The following is a 17,139-nucleotide window of genomic DNA, read 5'->3' on the forward strand; positions in this document are numbered from 1 at the left end:
ACTGTGACTAGTCTAGTTGCGCATTTATCCTCCAATCATAATCTATAAAACGAAGTTTGTATCCCTTTGGAATGGGCGTTTTAAGGTATTGGTTTATGTATTGCGGTAGGTCTTTAGCTTTCCCAGAAGGCACAAAATCTTCGGTGTAGAAGTCGAGAATTTCCGAAACATACGCGCGTTTTTTCTCGTTATCTAAGTAAAAATGCCGCTTTTTAGAAAAGAACTCGTAAGTGGCTTGTTCTAATGTTTCATCCAAGGTGTCAGAGTAGAAAGGTTGTTGTGGTAACCGAGGGCAATCTTTCACCATGCAGTTTAGTGCGAAGTGGGCGCGGGGCTCGTTAAGCGGTCGAATAACCTCATTTTCGTAGTCATATAAATTCGTTACTTTTCCACCAATAACTACATCGCGAAACTTAAAAAAACCCGCACGAGAAAAGAAGTTAGTGAAGCCATCGGGGATGCCTTCTTCTATTACGCCGTACATGGCTAACGCGTTGTAAGCGTTGATATGGTAAGCCATTACTTTTTGTGGCGAATCGAAAAGTTCGGGCGTCATTGAAGGGCTGGCAAACCCGATAAATGAAACAACGTTTTCAAGGGGAGCTATCTCTTTTGAAAGTTCTTTAAAGTCAGTTCTCCCCTGTTCATCTACATAATTTTCCAACACATACGACCAATCTTGCAGCGCTTTGCGATAAGCAAGCACCAGCTTGCTGGCATCGGCTTTTTCTGTACTGCGTATTGTTGGGTTTTCAATGGCGTGCGTAGGTTTTGAAACGGGCCAACTAGAGAGCACAAGAACCGACAGCAAAACCGTGAAAACGCTTTTAAATTGGGGAATTTGAATCTTCTGCACGGCAGTGTCCTTATACACGTTTAATAACTTGCTCTGGGTTCGCTGAAGTGTCATCGATGTGGCGAATTGGAATTACATTATCTTGTTTATAGCGCTCACCAAGAGGTTGATATTGCTTAACCTGGCCACGGTGGTTGGTATAACTAATTGGCTTTGAGATGTGCTCGTCACGCTCTGCATTGTGTTTGCACATAGAAACTGGGCCGTCGGTGGTCATCACCATAAACGAGCAGGCGCCAATTCGGTCTTGCTGAAGGTTTTTCGCATCCATAAAGTTTTGTACGAAAAATGAAAGCTTGTGCACTCGCCCTTTACTTTTAAGCAAACTTGCGCGCATTTCAGTTAACTTGATAGATGTGGCTTTGGTAAGCTTCCAAATCCAGCGCGGCTGCTTAACCAAAGCTTTCGCGTAATCCCACACTATTTTTGTTTTACCGTTTTGCCGAGTGGTTTGAATGTGCTTGAAATCTTCAATGAATTGCGCAAACATTTTTTCGTCATCAACAACCGAGAAAACTTGGTTGTCTGTAACTAAGGTAGGCATGTAGCTATGACAGTCACTGTGTCCTATACGAACTTTCTCCCACGGTAACGCTTTGCTGATCGTTTGCTCTATGGCGGCTTTCACAGTAACAGCGTCGACAACATCGGTTCGCGCACCCCATTCACCTCGGCCTGTTTCCGCTTGTAGCTGAAACGAAGCGAAACTGACGGCATCGGCATTTTTCACAAAAAAGTCTACCAGCATTGGAAGTTCATGAAAGTTTTCAGTGTGAACGGTGGTATTGAAAATAACCATCAAGCCCAAGCCTTTAGCGCGTTGTATATATTCGCTTCGAATTTCATTTAGCGCTTTTTCACCTTTAAAGCCGCTACGCTCTTGAGTGGTATCGACATGAAACGCCACATCGTTTAAACCCACTTTGGCTAGCGCTGAAAGTAAATCTCGCGTTGCTGCTATTCCGTTGGTAAAAAGTGCGGTGTGCAAGCCAATTTTGTTGGCATATTCAACAATTTCAATTAGCTCGCGGTGCTTTCTTAGCGTGGGGTCGCCCCCTGTAATTTGAACGCTTGTGCCCGGGCCGTAATGCCGTAACACATTGTCTAGTCGTCTGAATACTTCTTGAATAGGAATATCACGAACTGCTTGCGAATGTTCTGACAAATAGCATAAGGTGCAGTCAAGATTACACTTTTGCGTGATTTCAACAGCTACACAGCCGATGGTATGGGTACGCCCTAGAAGCTGATTTGGCGTGAAGTGTTCACCCATGCGCTTTTGAGTAAAAGCAAGTTGTTGATTTCTAGTGTTACCAGGGGAGCACGCCATCGTTATGCGCCTTATTAGAACTTCACAGTATCAACTAAGACCCTGCACCGTGAAAAATACTTTCAACGTGCGTTGTTTTTTTGTGCTTCTGGTTTTGCATCTTGTCTTGCTAAAGGCCGCCTCGGCTAGTATCAACACGCTCGCTACTTCTGCTCAAAAAGACGTATTTGACACGGTTAAAAGCAGCGTATTTTCAGACCCCTACCCTTATCTTCCCCAATACAAAGTAACCCGTGATAATTTTGACAGTAACGATGAAAACGTACTGTTAAAGCACGCCAAAAGAACGCTTTTATCACACGCAAACTTTATAGACTTAGGCACTGAACATAAACTGTTGCAGGCAAACGGAATTTGTTTTTCAGGCACATGGAAAATAAATCGACACAGCCCCTATTCTGGGCTTTATCTTGCGCAAACTGAAGTTCCGGTAATAGTAAGAGCCTCAGTTAGCTTAAGCGGCACTAAGCAGCGTGATAAGCGCGCTTTTGGCATTGCTATTAAGCTCTTTCCTGACCTCACAAGTGAAGTCACTGAAAACATATTTCTTATGCACTCGCTAGGCGGCACCAAAACAAAATATGTCGCTAATTTACCTATGACAAATGAACCAGCGCTTGGCGAACTTCCACCTTTTAGCCAGCTGCTTACTGCATACCGTTTGGAAAGTGATTTGGAGGAGGCAGATAAAGCATTCAGCGGTAATAAAGCGAACGCCCGGTTTAGGCCAGTGTCTCAGTTAGCAAATGTAGTTACCTTAACTAAAAAGAGCCTAGGCGCCGAAAAACAAGCTAAAGAAACAAAGACAAGTAACGCTTCAAAAGCAAGTGATAACACGCGAAATACATCATCTAAAAACAGTAATGGCCCATACTGGCTGAAAGCATCGCATAAACCAGGTACACCTTTGGTAGACAAAGACGATTTTCGCGATGAGCTGTCACTTCAGCACTATCCAAATCACACGTTAACTTGGATATTATCGGCAGCCCCTTTCCATAAGAAGGGCATAGATAAAGCCACGTGGCAGGAAATTGGCGAGCTTACACTAACAGAATCGGTGGTTTCACTTACTTGCGATACCAAGCTTCACTTTAACCACCCAATAATTGAATGAGATGTTATCCTCTTCCACTTGCGACGACTGCTTGAGCCCGAAACAGATTCCGTTTAAACGCGCAATCGTCACGGTGGGGTGTTTTTACTGCATATCAGGTTTCACGTATAATAACGGGCGTTTTCACCTTTTCTTTTTTTAAGTGCTTAGTCATGTCGGTTACCCTTCGCAAGTACAGCCGTAGTATTCATTTGTGGCTGTCCCTTGTTATTTTTATTCCTGTGATCATTGTTATTGGTAGCGGCCTGTTATTGCAGGTTAAAAAAGAAGTCGACTGGATTCAGCCTCCTACTCAAAAAGCGCAAAACCGCATTCCCACGTTGTCGTTTGAGCAAGTCTTAGATGCCGTGAACAAAGCCCCTCAGGCCAACCTAAACACGTGGGATGACATAGACCGGTTAGACGTGCGCCCAGGCAAAGGCATTATAAAAGTGCGTGGCAAAAACCACTGGGAAGTTCAGCTAAACGCGCAAACCGGTGATGTACTGCAAGTGGCCTACCGACGCGCAGATACCATAGAAGCGATTCACGACGGTAGTTGGTTTTTTGAAGGCGCAAAACTGTGGCTTTTCCTACCTGCCGCTATATTGCTGTTTATTCTTTGGCTTACGGGTTTGGTGATGTTAATCACCACGCTTAAAAGCAAATACCGAAAAAATAAATTTCAGAAGCAGCGCAGCTAAGTATTTTGGTATAAGTGTTCTGGTAAAAATATTCGGGTATAACTGTTCTGGTAAAAGCAATCTGGTAAAGCATTTTGGTATAAGTATTCTGGTAACTGAAGTTTGCCCAGCTTCGTAAACTTAAAGCAAATAAGTCAGTGCTAGCTGCACGCTTTCTCCTTGAGCAAACGCCGCTTTGTCATCCGCACTGGTATAAAAATGTTGATTGGTTAGGTTACTCCAGCTTACCTGAAATTGAGTACGTTCATTGAACTGCCAACTGGCCCCTACATCTAGTGTAAAGAGGTCATCAAGGGCGCGCTCTCCGTCGGCTATATCTGATTTGCTTGCCCGATAAGCCAATACGGTGAAGAATCGAGTATCATGCCAACGTAAGCCCACATCAAGGCGCTGATTATTTGCAGGTATATCGGCAATGGCCATATTTTTATTGTCTTCCCCCTGCATCCACATGCCGCTTAATCGAGCATCAAGCATCCCCTCTCTCGATTGCCAATTTAGCTGGTAGCTTACGCCCTTTATTGTGGCGCTGTTTAAGTTTGCGTATTGAAGTACGTCGTCGGCTATTGAAATACGTTCAATATAGTCGTTAATGTGCTGGTAAAACATATCAACAGAGCCCTGCACATATTTATTACTGTAAGCCAAACTTGCTTGCGTATTTATCGCTTGCTCCGTTTCAAGAGCCGTGCTGCCTAACACTTTGCCTCGCGGCGTTTCACCGGCAAAAAAACGCTCGGTCAAAGACGGGTTTCTAAATGCGCTCGATACATACACGCTTACGGCCCAGTGATTCGACAGCTGATAGTTAGTGCCTATATATCCACTCAGGTTTGTAGCCTTGGAGGTGGCGGTGGCGCTTGTATTAGCACCTGTAATTGTAACATCGTTGTTTGACTGGCGTTGCCAGTCCACTCTGCCGCCAACGGCTATCGAAAAACGCCCCCACTGGTTTGAAGCATCAACAATACCTGCGGTGTTAATTTCGCTGGCATTCAACGTACGGGTTTCAAAAGCCAATTCAGGGTTGAAAGAGCGTGCAGGCAACGTGTTTAGTAAGCCAGTTGATGATGGCATTAAGCTAAACTCAGCTTCATCTGCCACTATACCCTCACGCCCTGAAACCTGCAGTTGCCAGTTCACTAGCCAATCTTGCCATTCACTTTGCGTTTTAATGTCGAAACCGTAATCAAAGGCAGAATTTTCACTTTCATTAATACGCGTTTGTGGTCGCAACACGGTAGTGTCTAGGCTTGACTGGTGCCACCATATTCCCCCAGATAGTTGCTTAGCTGCAAAAGAAAGCTTGCCAAGCCAGTGCGTATTTTTCGGGTAAGTGGTAACTCGGCTTTCTGGAAAGTCGCTACTCGATTTTCCAATATCTTTGTTATCAGTATACAGTGTCCATACTTCTTTAATTACGCCGCTTTTGGGCTGATGGCGAACAAACAGTGCAGTTTGCTCAAACTCATCGAAAAGCGTATTGCCGTTTGCATCCTCTCCATTATTTGCACTGCGCAGCGACATATTCCAATCGGTCTTTCCTTTATCGTTTGATGTGTCGGCATAGCTCAATGCTTTCATTTGTTGATTACTGCTGTACCCCATTCTTACATAGGGGGTTGGCGTGTCTGAAAGAAGAAGGTTAACCGCGCCACCCAATGCACCTGAACCTAAATAAGTTGATGCGGCACCAGGCAAAACCGAAACCGATGAAATGAAATCTGGGGGGACAAAACCAATGCTGGAGCCCGCTCGCCTGTCGCTCACTATAGGTACGCCGTCCAACAAAGTTTGAATACGCCATCTGGAATAGCCGCGAATATTAATACTTTGAATTTGCCCACTTTGCCCATTTAGCGACACCGATGGAGATTGAAGCAATATATCGTTGGTGTGAAGTGGCGATACCAGATTAGCTTTATCGAACTGATACTGCGGAAAAATACGCGATAAGGTTTCGTCATAGTAAGGTCGAGTGGCAGTAACGGTATAGCGCTCTACATTGTTATTTTGAATATTCTGGGAAGTTTTGGCGCTTTGGGGTTCTTCATCGCTCTGGGGGTTTTCAGCGCTCTGGGCAGTTTCCGCGCTTTGAGCAATGTAAACACTTTGCGCAAAACAAACAGGCGGTAGAAAAGCGACAATGCTCATCGCTACACGTGGAGATATTTTTAAAAGATTAAATGGCATTGAACCAAACTCAAAAGACAACAAAGTCAGTCTCGCCAGTGAGAAAGCATCGTGAATTGTAGTTGAAAGCGGTAATCATGGTTGATTATTACAATAAAAAACGCGGCAGTATTTAACTGCCGCGTAATTAGCATGCTAATGCTTTAGCAAAAGCTATTTCGCAATAACAGGTAGTCCCACCGTCCATGGGCCGCCTGCGTCAACAACAGCTTGCTGCAGTGCTGGCACTGTATTTTGCTGCAATGTGCTAACACGAGTAACGACACTATTTAAGCTTTCTTTGGCATAGCCAAGCTGATCTTTGTGCTGCTGCGTTGGGCCATAGGTAGAACCTAATGCAGAGCGAGCGTAGCTTAAACGGCTCATTACGTTTGCTGGCTTAATGCCCATTTTTTCACGTGACTCTAAGCCAAACAACACCACGTTCACAGCGTTAAGTTCGTCTTGAATAGCCGCGTATTGCGCTTCAAGATTTTTAACATCGCTAGGCGTGCGGTCAATGGCCGTGCGTAGCAGTGCTAAGGTTTCTTTAAGCTGCTTCAATACCGCAGACGATGAAATTGCACGCTTTTGAGCTTCGGTTACCGCTTCTCCGTAAGCCGTAATTTCATCAGACGTCGCACCTTCAAGCGCACCTTCGTAAATAGACGCTAGCTCAAATGGCGTAGGTTCTGACAACGCCGTTACCGTAGTGCCCTCGCGCTTAAACAGTGTTGCGGTGTAGTTACCAGGCAGCGCCATTAGGCCTTTGTCTTTGCTGTCTTTATCAGTAAGCGGGCTGGTCAACGTGTATTTCATATCCCACGTTAAACGATGCAGGCCTTTCTTCGTGCTGCCTTCAACACGCTTAACCATATCACCCTCGCTATCGCGCACTTCAATGTACACTGCAGGCGCAGCTTTATTGTTTTCAGCTTCAACGGCTTCCCAACTTGGGTACTTAGGATACTTTTTCTTTTCAACAGCTTTTTTATCTGCCTCTTGGCGCTTTTCCTTGGCCGTTAGCAAGCTGTCTTTAAGGTAATAAGTAAACGTTGCGCCATGTTCTGGGTTTTCAGCCACAAAACGATCATCACCGTCAGAATCGGTGTGGTTGTCATCTAACTGGAACCATTTAACTGGGCGACTCGGTGCAAACAAAATAGCTTCTTGCTGCATCGATTTTGCTGTTAAAGAGCGAAGCGGCGCGTAGTCATCAAGAATGTAAATACCACGGCCGAACGTGCCTGCTACCAGGTCATTTTCACGGCGCTGAATTTTCACATCGCGGGTTGAAATAGTTGGCATACCACCGTCTAACTCTACCCAGTCTTCACCGCCATCTACCGAGAAGAATACGCCAAACTCAGTACCAATAAACAATAAATCTTTATTTACGTGGTCTTGAACTATACGCCAAACTAAGTGCTTTTCTGGTAAGTCATCGGCTAGTGAAGTCCAGCTTTTACCTAGGTTTGTCGATTTAATAAGATAAGGTTTATAGTCACCATATTTGTGATTATCAAGCGCTACGTACACCGTATTAGGGTCGAACAAGTCGGCACGAATATCGTTGATATACGCATTTTCAGGAATACCTCTAATATCGTCCAGCTCAATTTTCTTCCAAGATTCACCGCCGTTGGTGGTTACCTGAATAATACCGTCATCGGTGCCTGCCCATAGAATGTTTTCATCAACTGGGCTTTCAGCAAAGTTAGCGATGGTGTGAAATTCTGACATGGCGTATAAGTCCCAGCCAGCTTCCACTGACCAAGTGCGCCCCATCATCGGCTTATGCATGCGGTTTTCGTTTTTGGTCAGGTCGCCTGAAATCGCAGTCCAGCTATCGCCGCGATTGTCGCTTCGCCAAACGCGCTGCGATGCAAAATAAATTCGCGCAGGGTCGTGAGCCGATACATTAATTGGTGCATCCCAATTGAATCGCTCTGCTGGGTCGCCTGGCAATGGCTGTGGTTTTACGTAAACGCCTTCACGGGTTTTCATATCAACGCGAACCAAGTTACCTTGCTGCCATTGCGAGTACATAATGTCAGGGTTGCCAGGCTCAACAGCCGGCTGGTGCCCGTCGCCACCTAAAGTCAAGAACCAGTCTTTATTCTTAATCCCTTCTTTACGCATAGTGCGCGAAGGGCCGCCCTGTGTAGAGTTATCCTGTGCACCCGCATAAACATTGTAAAACGGTGTAGCATCGTCAGGCGCCACTTTGTAGAACTGCGTAAGTGGCAAGTTAGCCATAAAACGCCAGTTGTCCATTCTGTCGTGCGACATGTAAATGCCGCCATCCGACCCCATTAACACAAAGTCAGGATCGGTAGGGTGAAACGCAATTGCGTGGTCATCAACGTGTTTGCGCTTGGTATTAATTGGCGTCCACGTCTTACCGCCATCGTCTGACACCTTGCTGTAGTTACTGGCAATATACACACGGTCAAACTGATGTTGATCAGCAAAAATCTCTTGGTAGTAGTGAGGTCCCGTGCCGCCGCCTACTTCGTCAGACATTTTGCTCCAGCTTGCGCCTTGATCGGCTGAGCGATAAAAGCCGCCGCCGCGATTGTCTGTTTCGATAGTGGCGTAAATCACATCTGGGTTCATTGGCGATATCGCCATACCAATTTTGCCAAGATTGCCTGTTGGCAAGCCTGTTTTAAGCTCTGTCCAAGTCTCACCGCCATCGTTAGAGGTGTGAATGCCTGCGCCTTCATTTGTGCCTACATAGGCTGCAATAGTGCGCTGGCGAGCCCAAGTTGCTGCGTATAATTTGTCTGGGTTGCGCGGGTCAATAAGTAGCGATGTTACACCTGTCCATTCGTCGGCAGGTTTAAGAACTTGTTTCCACGTCTTGCCACCGTCGGTAGTTTTATACAACCCGCGTTCGCCACCGCCAGTCCATAGTGGACCTTGCGCCGACACCCATACGATGTCTGGATTTGTTGGGTGAATAATAATGTCTGAAACGTGTTCTGATTTAGACAAACCCATGTTCTTCCAGGTTTGTCCGCCATCAACAGACTTATAAACGCCGTCGCCAAAGCTTATGTGGCGACCACCGTTGTTCTCACCAGTTCCTACCCAAATAATGTTCGAATTACTTGGCGCAATAGTGACATCGCCAATGGAGTAAACAGGTTGGTCGTCGAAAATAGGTGTCCACGTCGTGCCCGCGTTGGTCGTTTTCCATACGCCGCCCGAGCCTACAGCTGTGTACCACGTAGAAGGATTATTCTGATCAATTGCGATATCAGCAATTCGCCCAGACATGTATGCAGGTCCAATGCTTCTAAGCTCCATGGCTTTAAATGTTGAGCTGCTAAAGATGTCAGCTTTATCATCTTTATCTGCAAATGAGGCCGTGCACGAAAGTGCAACCGATACAGCAACTGCCGCTTTTAAAAGCTTTTTCATTATTGTTATCCAGTGTGTTTGTAAGAGCGCAAGGCTCAGTTGAGTTTGTAGTATTACAACTCTATAGACTTACTTGCAAATGCAAAAAGTTACAATGTAACGCACGACCAACAGCCCAATACGAAAGTTAAAAATAATGAGCATGTGATAATTCTGAGTTTTAGCGAAAACATGAGACCTATTCAACATACCATTATTTTTAACTCATTCATTTGCATAACTCTAAAAACGGAGAACACCAGAATTAATGTGCTAAATTAAAAGGTGACAATGTCGTCATTAATCAATTGACCCACGACAGGGCTTTGCTCTGCATCCGCGAACGCACTGTCAATGGCCTTAAAGCGCCCTTTAGTTACCTTGCGATAATTGGGGTGCGTGTAAATATAGGTTTGTTTAGATTTAAGCGCTTCAATAACGCGCTCAGCAAGCATCGACGCGGGAATGCCCGACTCTACCGCCATAGTCGCGGCCTGCGCGCCCGCTTTAAGCTTATCTTTATCAATGCGCTTTTCAGTCGCTACCGCATACTTTTGCTGTCGGTTTCTATACGACTCGTGAATGCGCGTTTTAACAAACGCGGGGCATAACACCGAGGTGTGTATGCTAAACGGTTGAAGTTCAGCTACCCAGCTTTCTGTCATAGACACAACTGCTGCCTTCGACGCGCAGTAAGCCCCCGCGTATGGCATTCCCATCATGCCAGCCATAGACGCCACATTTAAAACCCAGCCGCCCTCTTTGTGTTCCTTAATTGCAGGCACACAAGCTTGGGCCCCGTAAAGCACCCCCATAACGTTAACGTCTAGTACCCAGCGCCAGGTTTCATGTTCTGAGTCTTCCACTTTCCCTGGTGTGCCGCCCACGCCAGCATTGTTGATTACCATATGAACCTTGCCAAATTGCTCTTTTGCGTTAGCAACAATATCTTCCCATTGGGCATAGTCAGTTACATCTAAGGCGCAGGTTAATACGTTAAATCCTTTTTCGCGCAGTGCATTACCCGACTCTACAAGGGCAGTATTATCAATGTCCCCCATTACGATATTCATGCCCTGGGTTGCTAACGCTTCAGCCAATGCTAGCCCTATTCCACCAGCGGCACCCGAAATGATGGCGGTTTTACCTGCAAATTCATTAGACATCCAACTCTCCTATTATTGTTGTACCGCTGCGCTATTTTTAATGTATCGCGGCTGTCGATTTAACACTGCGCGGGTATTCAATTAGCACCGCGTTGTTCTTGTTTGAGGTTTGCTAAAACATAGCGTTTTTTTGAACATAATCAGAGTAGAGCGATAGCACTAAGGAAAATAATTTATTTGGCTAATTTAAATAGCTTCATGAAATTAATTGGTTGAATTGAATTGGTGTGGGCTAGTACCTGCTTATCCTTGATGCACAGCACAAATAAGCTAGTTCCATTCATTGTTTTAAACGTGGATACAAAAAAGGGCAGAAAACTATTCTGCCCCTTGAGGTTGTTTAAGTTGGAATCAAAACCGTTTCGGTAAAGCGCCTTGAGTAGACGTTACCAGCCTATTTCGCAGGCATAACGTAGACTTCTCGAATACAGGCCGATTCGTCGGCGTTAAGCGCGAACAGCACAGATTTAGCAATGTCTGCCGGTTGAAGCTTGTCTTCCTTGGGTTCATCAAAAAATGGCGTATTGACCATACCTGGGCATATAGTTGTGCATCGGCCGCCCCATTCACGCATTTCTTCAGCCAAGTTTTGCCCAAAGCCATAGGCAAACCACTTGCTTGCACCGTAAACTGAGCCTTTAAGCGCAATACGACCTGCCACCGACGACGTAATAATAAAGTGACCTTTTGTATTGTGTAGGTAAGGAAGCCCAGCTTTCGCTGTGTAAAGTAGCCCGTTGACGTTTGCACCAAGCATTCCGTTCCAGTCTTCTACATCGCCCTTTTCTATTCCTGCGGCTTTTGCGCCACGCCCCGCATTTGCAAAAATGCCGTCAACACGGCCAAAGTGGTCATTCACTTTCTTAAAAGCCGTTTTTACCTCGTCATAGTTACTTACATCGGCCTTCACAGCAAACGCATTTTCGTTACCTAACTCTTCAACAAGCGAGCTTAGCTTATCCTCACTTCTGGCTAGAAGCGCGACCTTAAAGCCTTCATTAACCAGCTGCTTTGCCGTCTCTTTACCAATACCGCTTGACGCACCTGTAATAGCAATAACCTTTTTACTGTTGTTTGTACTAGACATAAATCCTCCTTCTTATCATCAGCGGCAACGGTTAGCTACGCTGTGTTTTAAACTTTTATTCAACGCGATAAATCACAGTTTGTTTCATTTCTTTTTAACATCGCATTTATCAAAGAAAAAACGTGAAAGTTCCCGCTTTAAAAATTAGTTTGGAAAGCGCTAGGCTATCATCTCGCTTATTTTGTTCACGAACGCAGGAATATCATTTGGGTTTCTACTGGTTACTAATTTCGAATGTGCTACCACTTCTTCATCTACCCAGTTTGCGCCAGCATTTTTAAGGTCGGTTTGAATACTGGGGAACGACGTAAGCGTAGCGCCTTTCGCCAAACCAGATTCCACCAACAGCCATGGGCCATGACAAATGGCTCCAATTGCTTTAATACGCGCCGTATTGTTTGCGCTTTTAATAAATGCCACCGCGTCTTTGTTTGTGCGCAGCACGTCGGGGTTTATCTGACCGCCTGGCAGTACAAGCGCATCGTAGTCTTCTGGATTTGCCGCAGTAACTTGTTTATCAACATCTACGGTTTTACCCCAATCATCTTCGTCCCACGCTTTTATGGTTGACTGATCATCGATTGACAGAATTTCAACGTCTGCGCCTTGCTCAATTAATATATCTTTAGGCTGAATAAGTTCACTTTGCTCAAAACCATTCGTTGCAAGAATAGCCACTTTTTTACCCTTAAGGTTTTGTGTGCTGCTCATGTTTTCACTCCTTTCTTGAAGACGTAAATTAAAGTCAATCAGTGCCCCGCTCCGACATGTAGTCTTAATACATGAAGTATTTAAGCCTTGGAGCACATCTGACAATTAATTCACTCGTTCTGTAACCAGTTGGCATACAGTGTTTGCGTTGTGGTGAAGGTTGCAAGTTGTAAACCATCAAACCCAAATTCAATAACCTATTGCTTTTATTGAGCTTTAACATCAAAAGACAGTTACTTCATGGTTAAACCTCGTACACATCTTCAAACCGTGTGAATGATTTACATAGCTAGCTGCAATGCACTTTCAGCCAGTTTCTAAAGGCTGATTTAGTTTGCTATCGTGTTTATGCAGCGGTTGAACGCTTAGCTTATTATTCCCTATGACTTGTAATAGAAGTGACGAACCTGTTTTTAGCCGACGATGTAAGCCGACTTACGGAATTTTATGTATCAACTTGTAGAGGTTTTTCATATTAGGCAAGACACGAGGACATATGAGCAAGGAACGTTTTGATCACGCCAAATCTGCAATGGAACTTTCTTTGAAAAGTTGGTGGAGTATTTTGAAGCGTATTTTTACTAGCCTTCAAAAAGACAATATTCCACTTATTTCTGCTGGCGTAGCTTTTTATTGTTTGCTGGCTATTTTTCCACTTTTGGCGGCAACCATTGCGCTTTATGGGCTAGCGGTGTCGCCCTCTGAGCTACAAAACCATATGGCATTACTGGTAAATGTTGTACCAAGCGACAGCCGCTACATTATTGAAGAACAGCTTAAAAACCTTACTGAAAAATCGAATACCGCATTGGGGTGGAGTTTTTTGTTCACGTTGCTATTGTCGCTCTGGAGCAGCAGTAAAGGCGCCAATGCACTCATAAAGGCCTGCAACATCACTTACAGTGAAGCGGAAGGAAGAAACTTTTTTAAAGGAATTGTAGCGCGCGTTACCTGCACAATATTCATGATTTTAACCGTCATTGTGGCTCTTGCATGCATTACTATTTTACCAGAGGCAATTGCGTGGATGACAGTAAACTCCATAAGCACCGAGCAAGCCATGTGGATAACGTGGCCGTTTATGCTGGTGCTTTTTAACATAGCGCTATCAGCGCTGTATCGATATGCTCCTCACCGCCGAGAGCCACAGTGGCGATGGGTTACGCCAGGCTCTGTATTAGCCACTATTTTATGGGTAGTGGCGTCTTACGGCTTTTCGTTTTACCTTAACGAATTCGCAAGCTACAACAAAACTTATGGCTCAGTAGGAGGTATTATCATTTTGCTGATGTGGCTGTATTTAACGGCTTACATCATTCTAATTGGCGCCGAAGTTAATTCAGCCATAGAGCTGCAAACCACCGCAGACAGCACCGTAGGTGAAGACAAGCCCATGGGTGAAAGAAACGCCTTTGTAGCCGACAATACACCCGACGATGTAAAGCACTGACCCAACAATTGGGGCGATAGCTATTTATCAACCTCTCGCCCCTTTTCCTTGAACAACGCCATAATTTCTCATTAATTCGCCATAATTGGCGTTCATAGTTCGCCTTATTTACGGCGTTTAATAGTAAGTATCGTCACTGATAACGAGCTTACATTATGTTATTTTCCAGAACGCCAAAGCGCGATTACTTCACGCCTACCAACACTCACAAACCATGGTTTAAAGAGCGGCAAGCTACTGCTCGCCCTCGCAATCGTACATTGCTAATTCTTGTTTCTTTACTGTGTTTTTTACTTGGTGTGGTGGTAAGCCCGCTGAGTCGCGCCGAGTCTGGCGAACTTATGCTTCAAAATGAAGACGGCGAGGCTACACCTGCCCTATTACACGCCACCCATGTTGAGCTTCATGTGAACGGTATGATTGCACATGTTACCTACTCGCAAGAATTTACCAACAACAGCCAAGAGTGGAAGCACGCCGTGTATACCTTTCCGTTTAATGAAAACGCCGCAATTAATAGTATGGAAATGCGCATTGGCGACAGGATTATTCGTGGTCAATTGAAAGCTAAGCCCGACGCTGAAAAAGTTTTCAATGCAGCGAAAAAAGCGGGTAAAAAAGCCAGCCTTACAGAGCAACAGCGGCCTAACTTATTCACTCAACATTTAGCAAATATCGCCCCCGGTGAGCAGATAACAGTAACGTTGCAGTATATCCAGCAGGTTACGTATGAAAACGGTGAATTCAGCTTTCATCTACCCACCACGTTAACCCCTCGGTACATTCCAGGCATTCCTCTAAAAAATTTAAACGACACAGCATTAGAAGAACGTGCTTATTCACGCGTAGCGAACAACGCTGATACCAAAACCGTTACAGCTTCAGAAAAAACAGGTCACACTGCCGCCGTCACAGGTTGGGCTTTTCCCACAAATGAAGTGGTTGACGCCGATAAAATTACGCCGCTCATGCTAGACACTTGGCGAAACACACCAACCAACAACAACAAGCTTTTCTTCAGTGCCACGCTAAAAGCTGGGATGGCGCTTAAATCAATTGTAAGTAAAAGCCATCAACTCAACTGGCAGTCGGTTGAAAACAGTAAGTACCAATACAGCGTTTCTTTGGAGGGTGATTACACAACAATGGATAGAGATTTATGGATAAGTTGGCAACCGCAACAAAGCATGACACCGCACGCCGGCTATTTTTCAGAGAATTTTGGGGGCGATCACTACGCTTTGGTGATGCTTACGCCACCGCAAGTGAACCCTAAAGATCTTCAAGATTTCCCCAGAGAGGTCACCTTCGTAATTGACACCTCTGGTTCAATGGCAGGTCGGCCAATTGAAGACGCAAAGTCGGCGTTAAAACTGGCCATTAAAAGGCTAGATGCAAAAGACAGATTTAACGTTATTGCCTTTAATTCAGGTTTCACCAAGCTGTTTGCCCAACCAACTAATACCCAAGCGCATAACATAAACACCGCCATGTATTTTATAGCGGGGCTTAATGCCAATGGAGGCACGGAAATGGCTGGGGCACTGGCTGAAGCATTAGCCACTACGCCCGATGAAAATCATATTAAACAAGTGGTGTTCATTACCGACGGTGCGGTAGGGAATGAACCGGCGCTTTTCTCTTTAATTGAAAAAGAACTTAATACCGCTAGGCTTTTTACCGTGGGTATTGGCAGCGCCCCTAACAGCTATTTTATGACTCGAGCGGCACAATTTGGGCGAGGCAGTTACGTTTTTATTAATAACAGCAATAATATTCAAACCGAAATGCAGCGTTTATTCACCAAACTTGAAAGCCCTGTACTCAGTAACCTTACGCTAACGCTACCTGATAGCGTACAACACATAGAAAATATAGAAACTTACCCCAAACGCCTACCCGATTTATATGCTGGTGAGCCGTTGCTTATTAATTTAAAAATACCTCATGTTATTGAAATAGAAAACCGTGCTACCAGTGCAGATGAAAAGGGCGAACTAAATCACAATGTAGTGTTAAGCGGAGTTTTAAACGACAAAGACGGGAATGTTCACAAGTGGCAGCGCAGTATTCAAGCTGTGTTTACTGGGCAAGATTCAGGACAAGGGCAAGAACAAGCACAACTCACAGAAAAAGATTCGGTGCAGTCTTCGGGTATTGCAACTGCGTGGGCACGCAAGAAAGTTGCCGCGTTAATGGATCAAAAAGCACTGGGGAGAAATGAAGAAGATGTCATACGCGATATTCTCAACGTTGCCTTATCGCACAAGCTAATTACAGCCTACACCAGCTTTGCTGCTGTTGAACAGTCGGTATCAAAACCTCAATCTGCTGATGCTAGCCTTGAGCACTTAAAAAACGTGATGCCAGATGGTACTCAAATGCGCGCAGTGAGTTTCCCGCAAACATCAGCTGGTATACACCTTCTCCTTGTTTTCGGCAGCACTGCCCTTTTGCTTTTACTGCTTATGTACGCAGGTAAGGCCGAGCTCTTAGTTACCTATTTACTCAAAAACGAGCGCCAAAGGGGCACGCGGCCACTTTCAAGTAGTAAGCCAGCAGTTCACTGGGGCAAGCCGGAATGATTAAAATGAAAACACTGGCTGGTTTGCTACTAGTGATGGGGGCAATCGTAAGCTTTGGTCGTGCAGGGTGGATAGCGGTGAAGGCAGAGTTGGCACAAATACTTATAAAGCAGGCGTGGGCAGAAACCCTAGAAAGTGGTAAGAACGTTAAGCCATGGCAATGGGCAGACACATGGCCTGTTGGCAGACTTGTTCACCCCAATAGCAATACTGATCTTTACGTGCTTGAGGGCGCGCAAGGGAACTCGCTAGCCTTTGGGCCTGGCAGACATGCAAATTCAGGAGAACTCGGCAGTGCTACTAGCGTTATTGGCGGGCACAAAGATACGCACTTTGCCTTTCTCGCCGATGTGAATATAGATGACGCGTTACAACTGCAAACCCGTAACGGGCTATGGCACCCATATAAAGTCGCTGCGAAACGCATTGTTGATATAGAAGAGAGTGCACTACAGCTTACGCTTAACGAACAGAAGCTGTATTTAGTTACCTGCTATCCGTTTCATACAATTGCTCAAGAAAATAGCTTGAGACTGGTGGTTGAACTCAAACCCTCGTAGCTGTTTTTAAGGCG

At 45.1% G+C, this 17,139-nt stretch carries 12 protein-coding genes; 5 read left to right on the forward strand and 7 right to left on the reverse strand.

The features are described from left to right. Positions 1-7: 7 nt before the first annotated feature. Positions 8-856: a DUF547 domain-containing protein gene (locus ACHUFN_RS05415; protein WP_394221286.1), complete on the reverse strand. Its 849-nt coding sequence runs from the start codon at positions 854-856 to the stop codon at positions 8-10. A gap of 10 nt (positions 857-866) precedes the next feature. Next, complete coding sequence (locus ACHUFN_RS05420) at positions 867-2,186, reverse strand: radical SAM protein (protein ID WP_394221287.1); 1,320 nt, start codon at positions 2,184-2,186, stop codon at positions 867-869. A gap of 49 nt (positions 2,187-2,235) precedes the next feature. Between ACHUFN_RS05420 and ACHUFN_RS05425 the strand changes: the two genes are divergently transcribed. Together ACHUFN_RS05425 and ACHUFN_RS05430 are read left to right on the forward strand one after the other, a co-directional pair. Beyond that, the gene (locus tag ACHUFN_RS05425; RefSeq protein WP_394221288.1) at positions 2,236-3,303 is read left to right on the forward strand and encodes a hypothetical protein; all 1,068 of its coding nucleotides are present in this window, start codon (positions 2,236-2,238) and stop codon (positions 3,301-3,303) included. Positions 3,304-3,455: 152 nt separating this feature from the next. Then, entirely contained in the window at positions 3,456-3,986 is a 531-nt protein-coding gene (locus tag ACHUFN_RS05430; protein ID WP_394221289.1) for a PepSY domain-containing protein, read from the forward strand. A gap of 120 nt (positions 3,987-4,106) precedes the next feature. Here ACHUFN_RS05430 and ACHUFN_RS05435 read toward each other — a convergent pair whose 3' ends face one another. From ACHUFN_RS05435 to ACHUFN_RS05455, 5 genes are all read right to left on the reverse strand, one after another. Beyond that, positions 4,107-6,179 carry a TonB-dependent receptor gene (locus ACHUFN_RS05435; RefSeq protein WP_394221290.1) on the reverse strand — a complete coding sequence of 691 codons (2,073 nt, stop codon included), beginning with the start codon at positions 6,177-6,179 and terminating at the stop codon, positions 4,107-4,109. A gap of 153 nt (positions 6,180-6,332) precedes the next feature. Continuing rightward, entirely contained in the window at positions 6,333-9,587 is a 3,255-nt protein-coding gene (locus ACHUFN_RS05440; RefSeq protein WP_394221291.1) for a WD40/YVTN/BNR-like repeat-containing protein, read from the reverse strand. A gap of 257 nt (positions 9,588-9,844) precedes the next feature. Further along, positions 9,845-10,732, reverse strand: a complete 888-nt coding sequence (locus tag ACHUFN_RS05445; RefSeq protein ID WP_394221292.1) for an SDR family NAD(P)-dependent oxidoreductase — start codon at positions 10,730-10,732, stop codon at positions 9,845-9,847. A gap of 394 nt (positions 10,733-11,126) precedes the next feature. Further along, positions 11,127-11,819, reverse strand: a complete 693-nt coding sequence (locus tag ACHUFN_RS05450; RefSeq protein ID WP_394221293.1) for an SDR family oxidoreductase — start codon at positions 11,817-11,819, stop codon at positions 11,127-11,129. 159 nt (positions 11,820-11,978) lie between these two features. Next, the gene (locus ACHUFN_RS05455) at positions 11,979-12,530 is read right to left on the reverse strand and encodes a type 1 glutamine amidotransferase domain-containing protein (RefSeq protein ID WP_394221294.1); all 552 of its coding nucleotides are present in this window, start codon (positions 12,528-12,530) and stop codon (positions 11,979-11,981) included. A gap of 496 nt (positions 12,531-13,026) precedes the next feature. On the opposite strand from ACHUFN_RS05455, the gene ACHUFN_RS05460 reads away from it, so the two are divergent. The 3 genes from ACHUFN_RS05460 (at position 13,027) to ACHUFN_RS05470 (ending at position 17,125) form a co-directional block, all read left to right on the forward strand. After that, a complete protein-coding gene (locus ACHUFN_RS05460) occupies positions 13,027-13,980 on the forward strand; it encodes a YihY/virulence factor BrkB family protein (protein WP_394221295.1) in 954 nt (317 codons plus the stop codon). Positions 13,981-14,135: 155 nt separating this feature from the next. Next, entirely contained in the window at positions 14,136-16,565 is a 2,430-nt protein-coding gene (locus ACHUFN_RS05465) for a marine proteobacterial sortase target protein (RefSeq protein WP_394221296.1), read from the forward strand. After that, positions 16,562-17,125: a class GN sortase gene (locus ACHUFN_RS05470; RefSeq protein WP_394221297.1), complete on the forward strand. Its 564-nt coding sequence runs from the start codon at positions 16,562-16,564 to the stop codon at positions 17,123-17,125. The genes ACHUFN_RS05465 and ACHUFN_RS05470 overlap by 4 nt, the downstream gene beginning before the upstream one ends. Positions 17,126-17,139: the final 14 nt, after the last annotated feature.

Source organism: Alteromonas gracilis (assembly GCF_043642145.1).
Taxonomy (GTDB): Bacteria; Pseudomonadota; Gammaproteobacteria; order Enterobacterales; family Alteromonadaceae; genus Alteromonas; species Alteromonas gracilis_B.

Bases quoted from the DNA above. Each gene is read 5' to 3' on its own strand.
- ACHUFN_RS05420 (WP_394221287.1), bottom strand. From the start codon at position 2,186: ATGGCGTGCTCCCCTGGTAACACTAGAAATCAACAACTTGCTTTTACT.
- ACHUFN_RS05430 (WP_394221289.1), top strand. From the start codon at position 3,456: ATGTCGGTTACCCTTCGCAAGTACAGCCGTAGTATTCATTTGTGGCTG.
- ACHUFN_RS05435 (WP_394221290.1), bottom strand. From the start codon at position 6,179: ATGCCATTTAATCTTTTAAAAATATCTCCACGTGTAGCGATGAGCATT.
- ACHUFN_RS05440 (WP_394221291.1), bottom strand. From the start codon at position 9,587: ATGAAAAAGCTTTTAAAAGCGGCAGTTGCTGTATCGGTTGCACTTTCG.
- ACHUFN_RS05445 (WP_394221292.1), bottom strand. From the start codon at position 10,732: ATGTCTAATGAATTTGCAGGTAAAACCGCCATCATTTCGGGTGCCGCT.
- ACHUFN_RS05450 (WP_394221293.1), bottom strand. From the start codon at position 11,819: ATGTCTAGTACAAACAACAGTAAAAAGGTTATTGCTATTACAGGTGCG.
- ACHUFN_RS05455 (WP_394221294.1), bottom strand. From the start codon at position 12,530: ATGAGCAGCACACAAAACCTTAAGGGTAAAAAAGTGGCTATTCTTGCA.
- ACHUFN_RS05460 (WP_394221295.1), top strand. From the start codon at position 13,027: ATGAGCAAGGAACGTTTTGATCACGCCAAATCTGCAATGGAACTTTCT.
- ACHUFN_RS05465 (WP_394221296.1), top strand. From the start codon at position 14,136: ATGTTATTTTCCAGAACGCCAAAGCGCGATTACTTCACGCCTACCAAC.
- ACHUFN_RS05470 (WP_394221297.1), top strand. From the start codon at position 16,562: ATGATTAAAATGAAAACACTGGCTGGTTTGCTACTAGTGATGGGGGCA.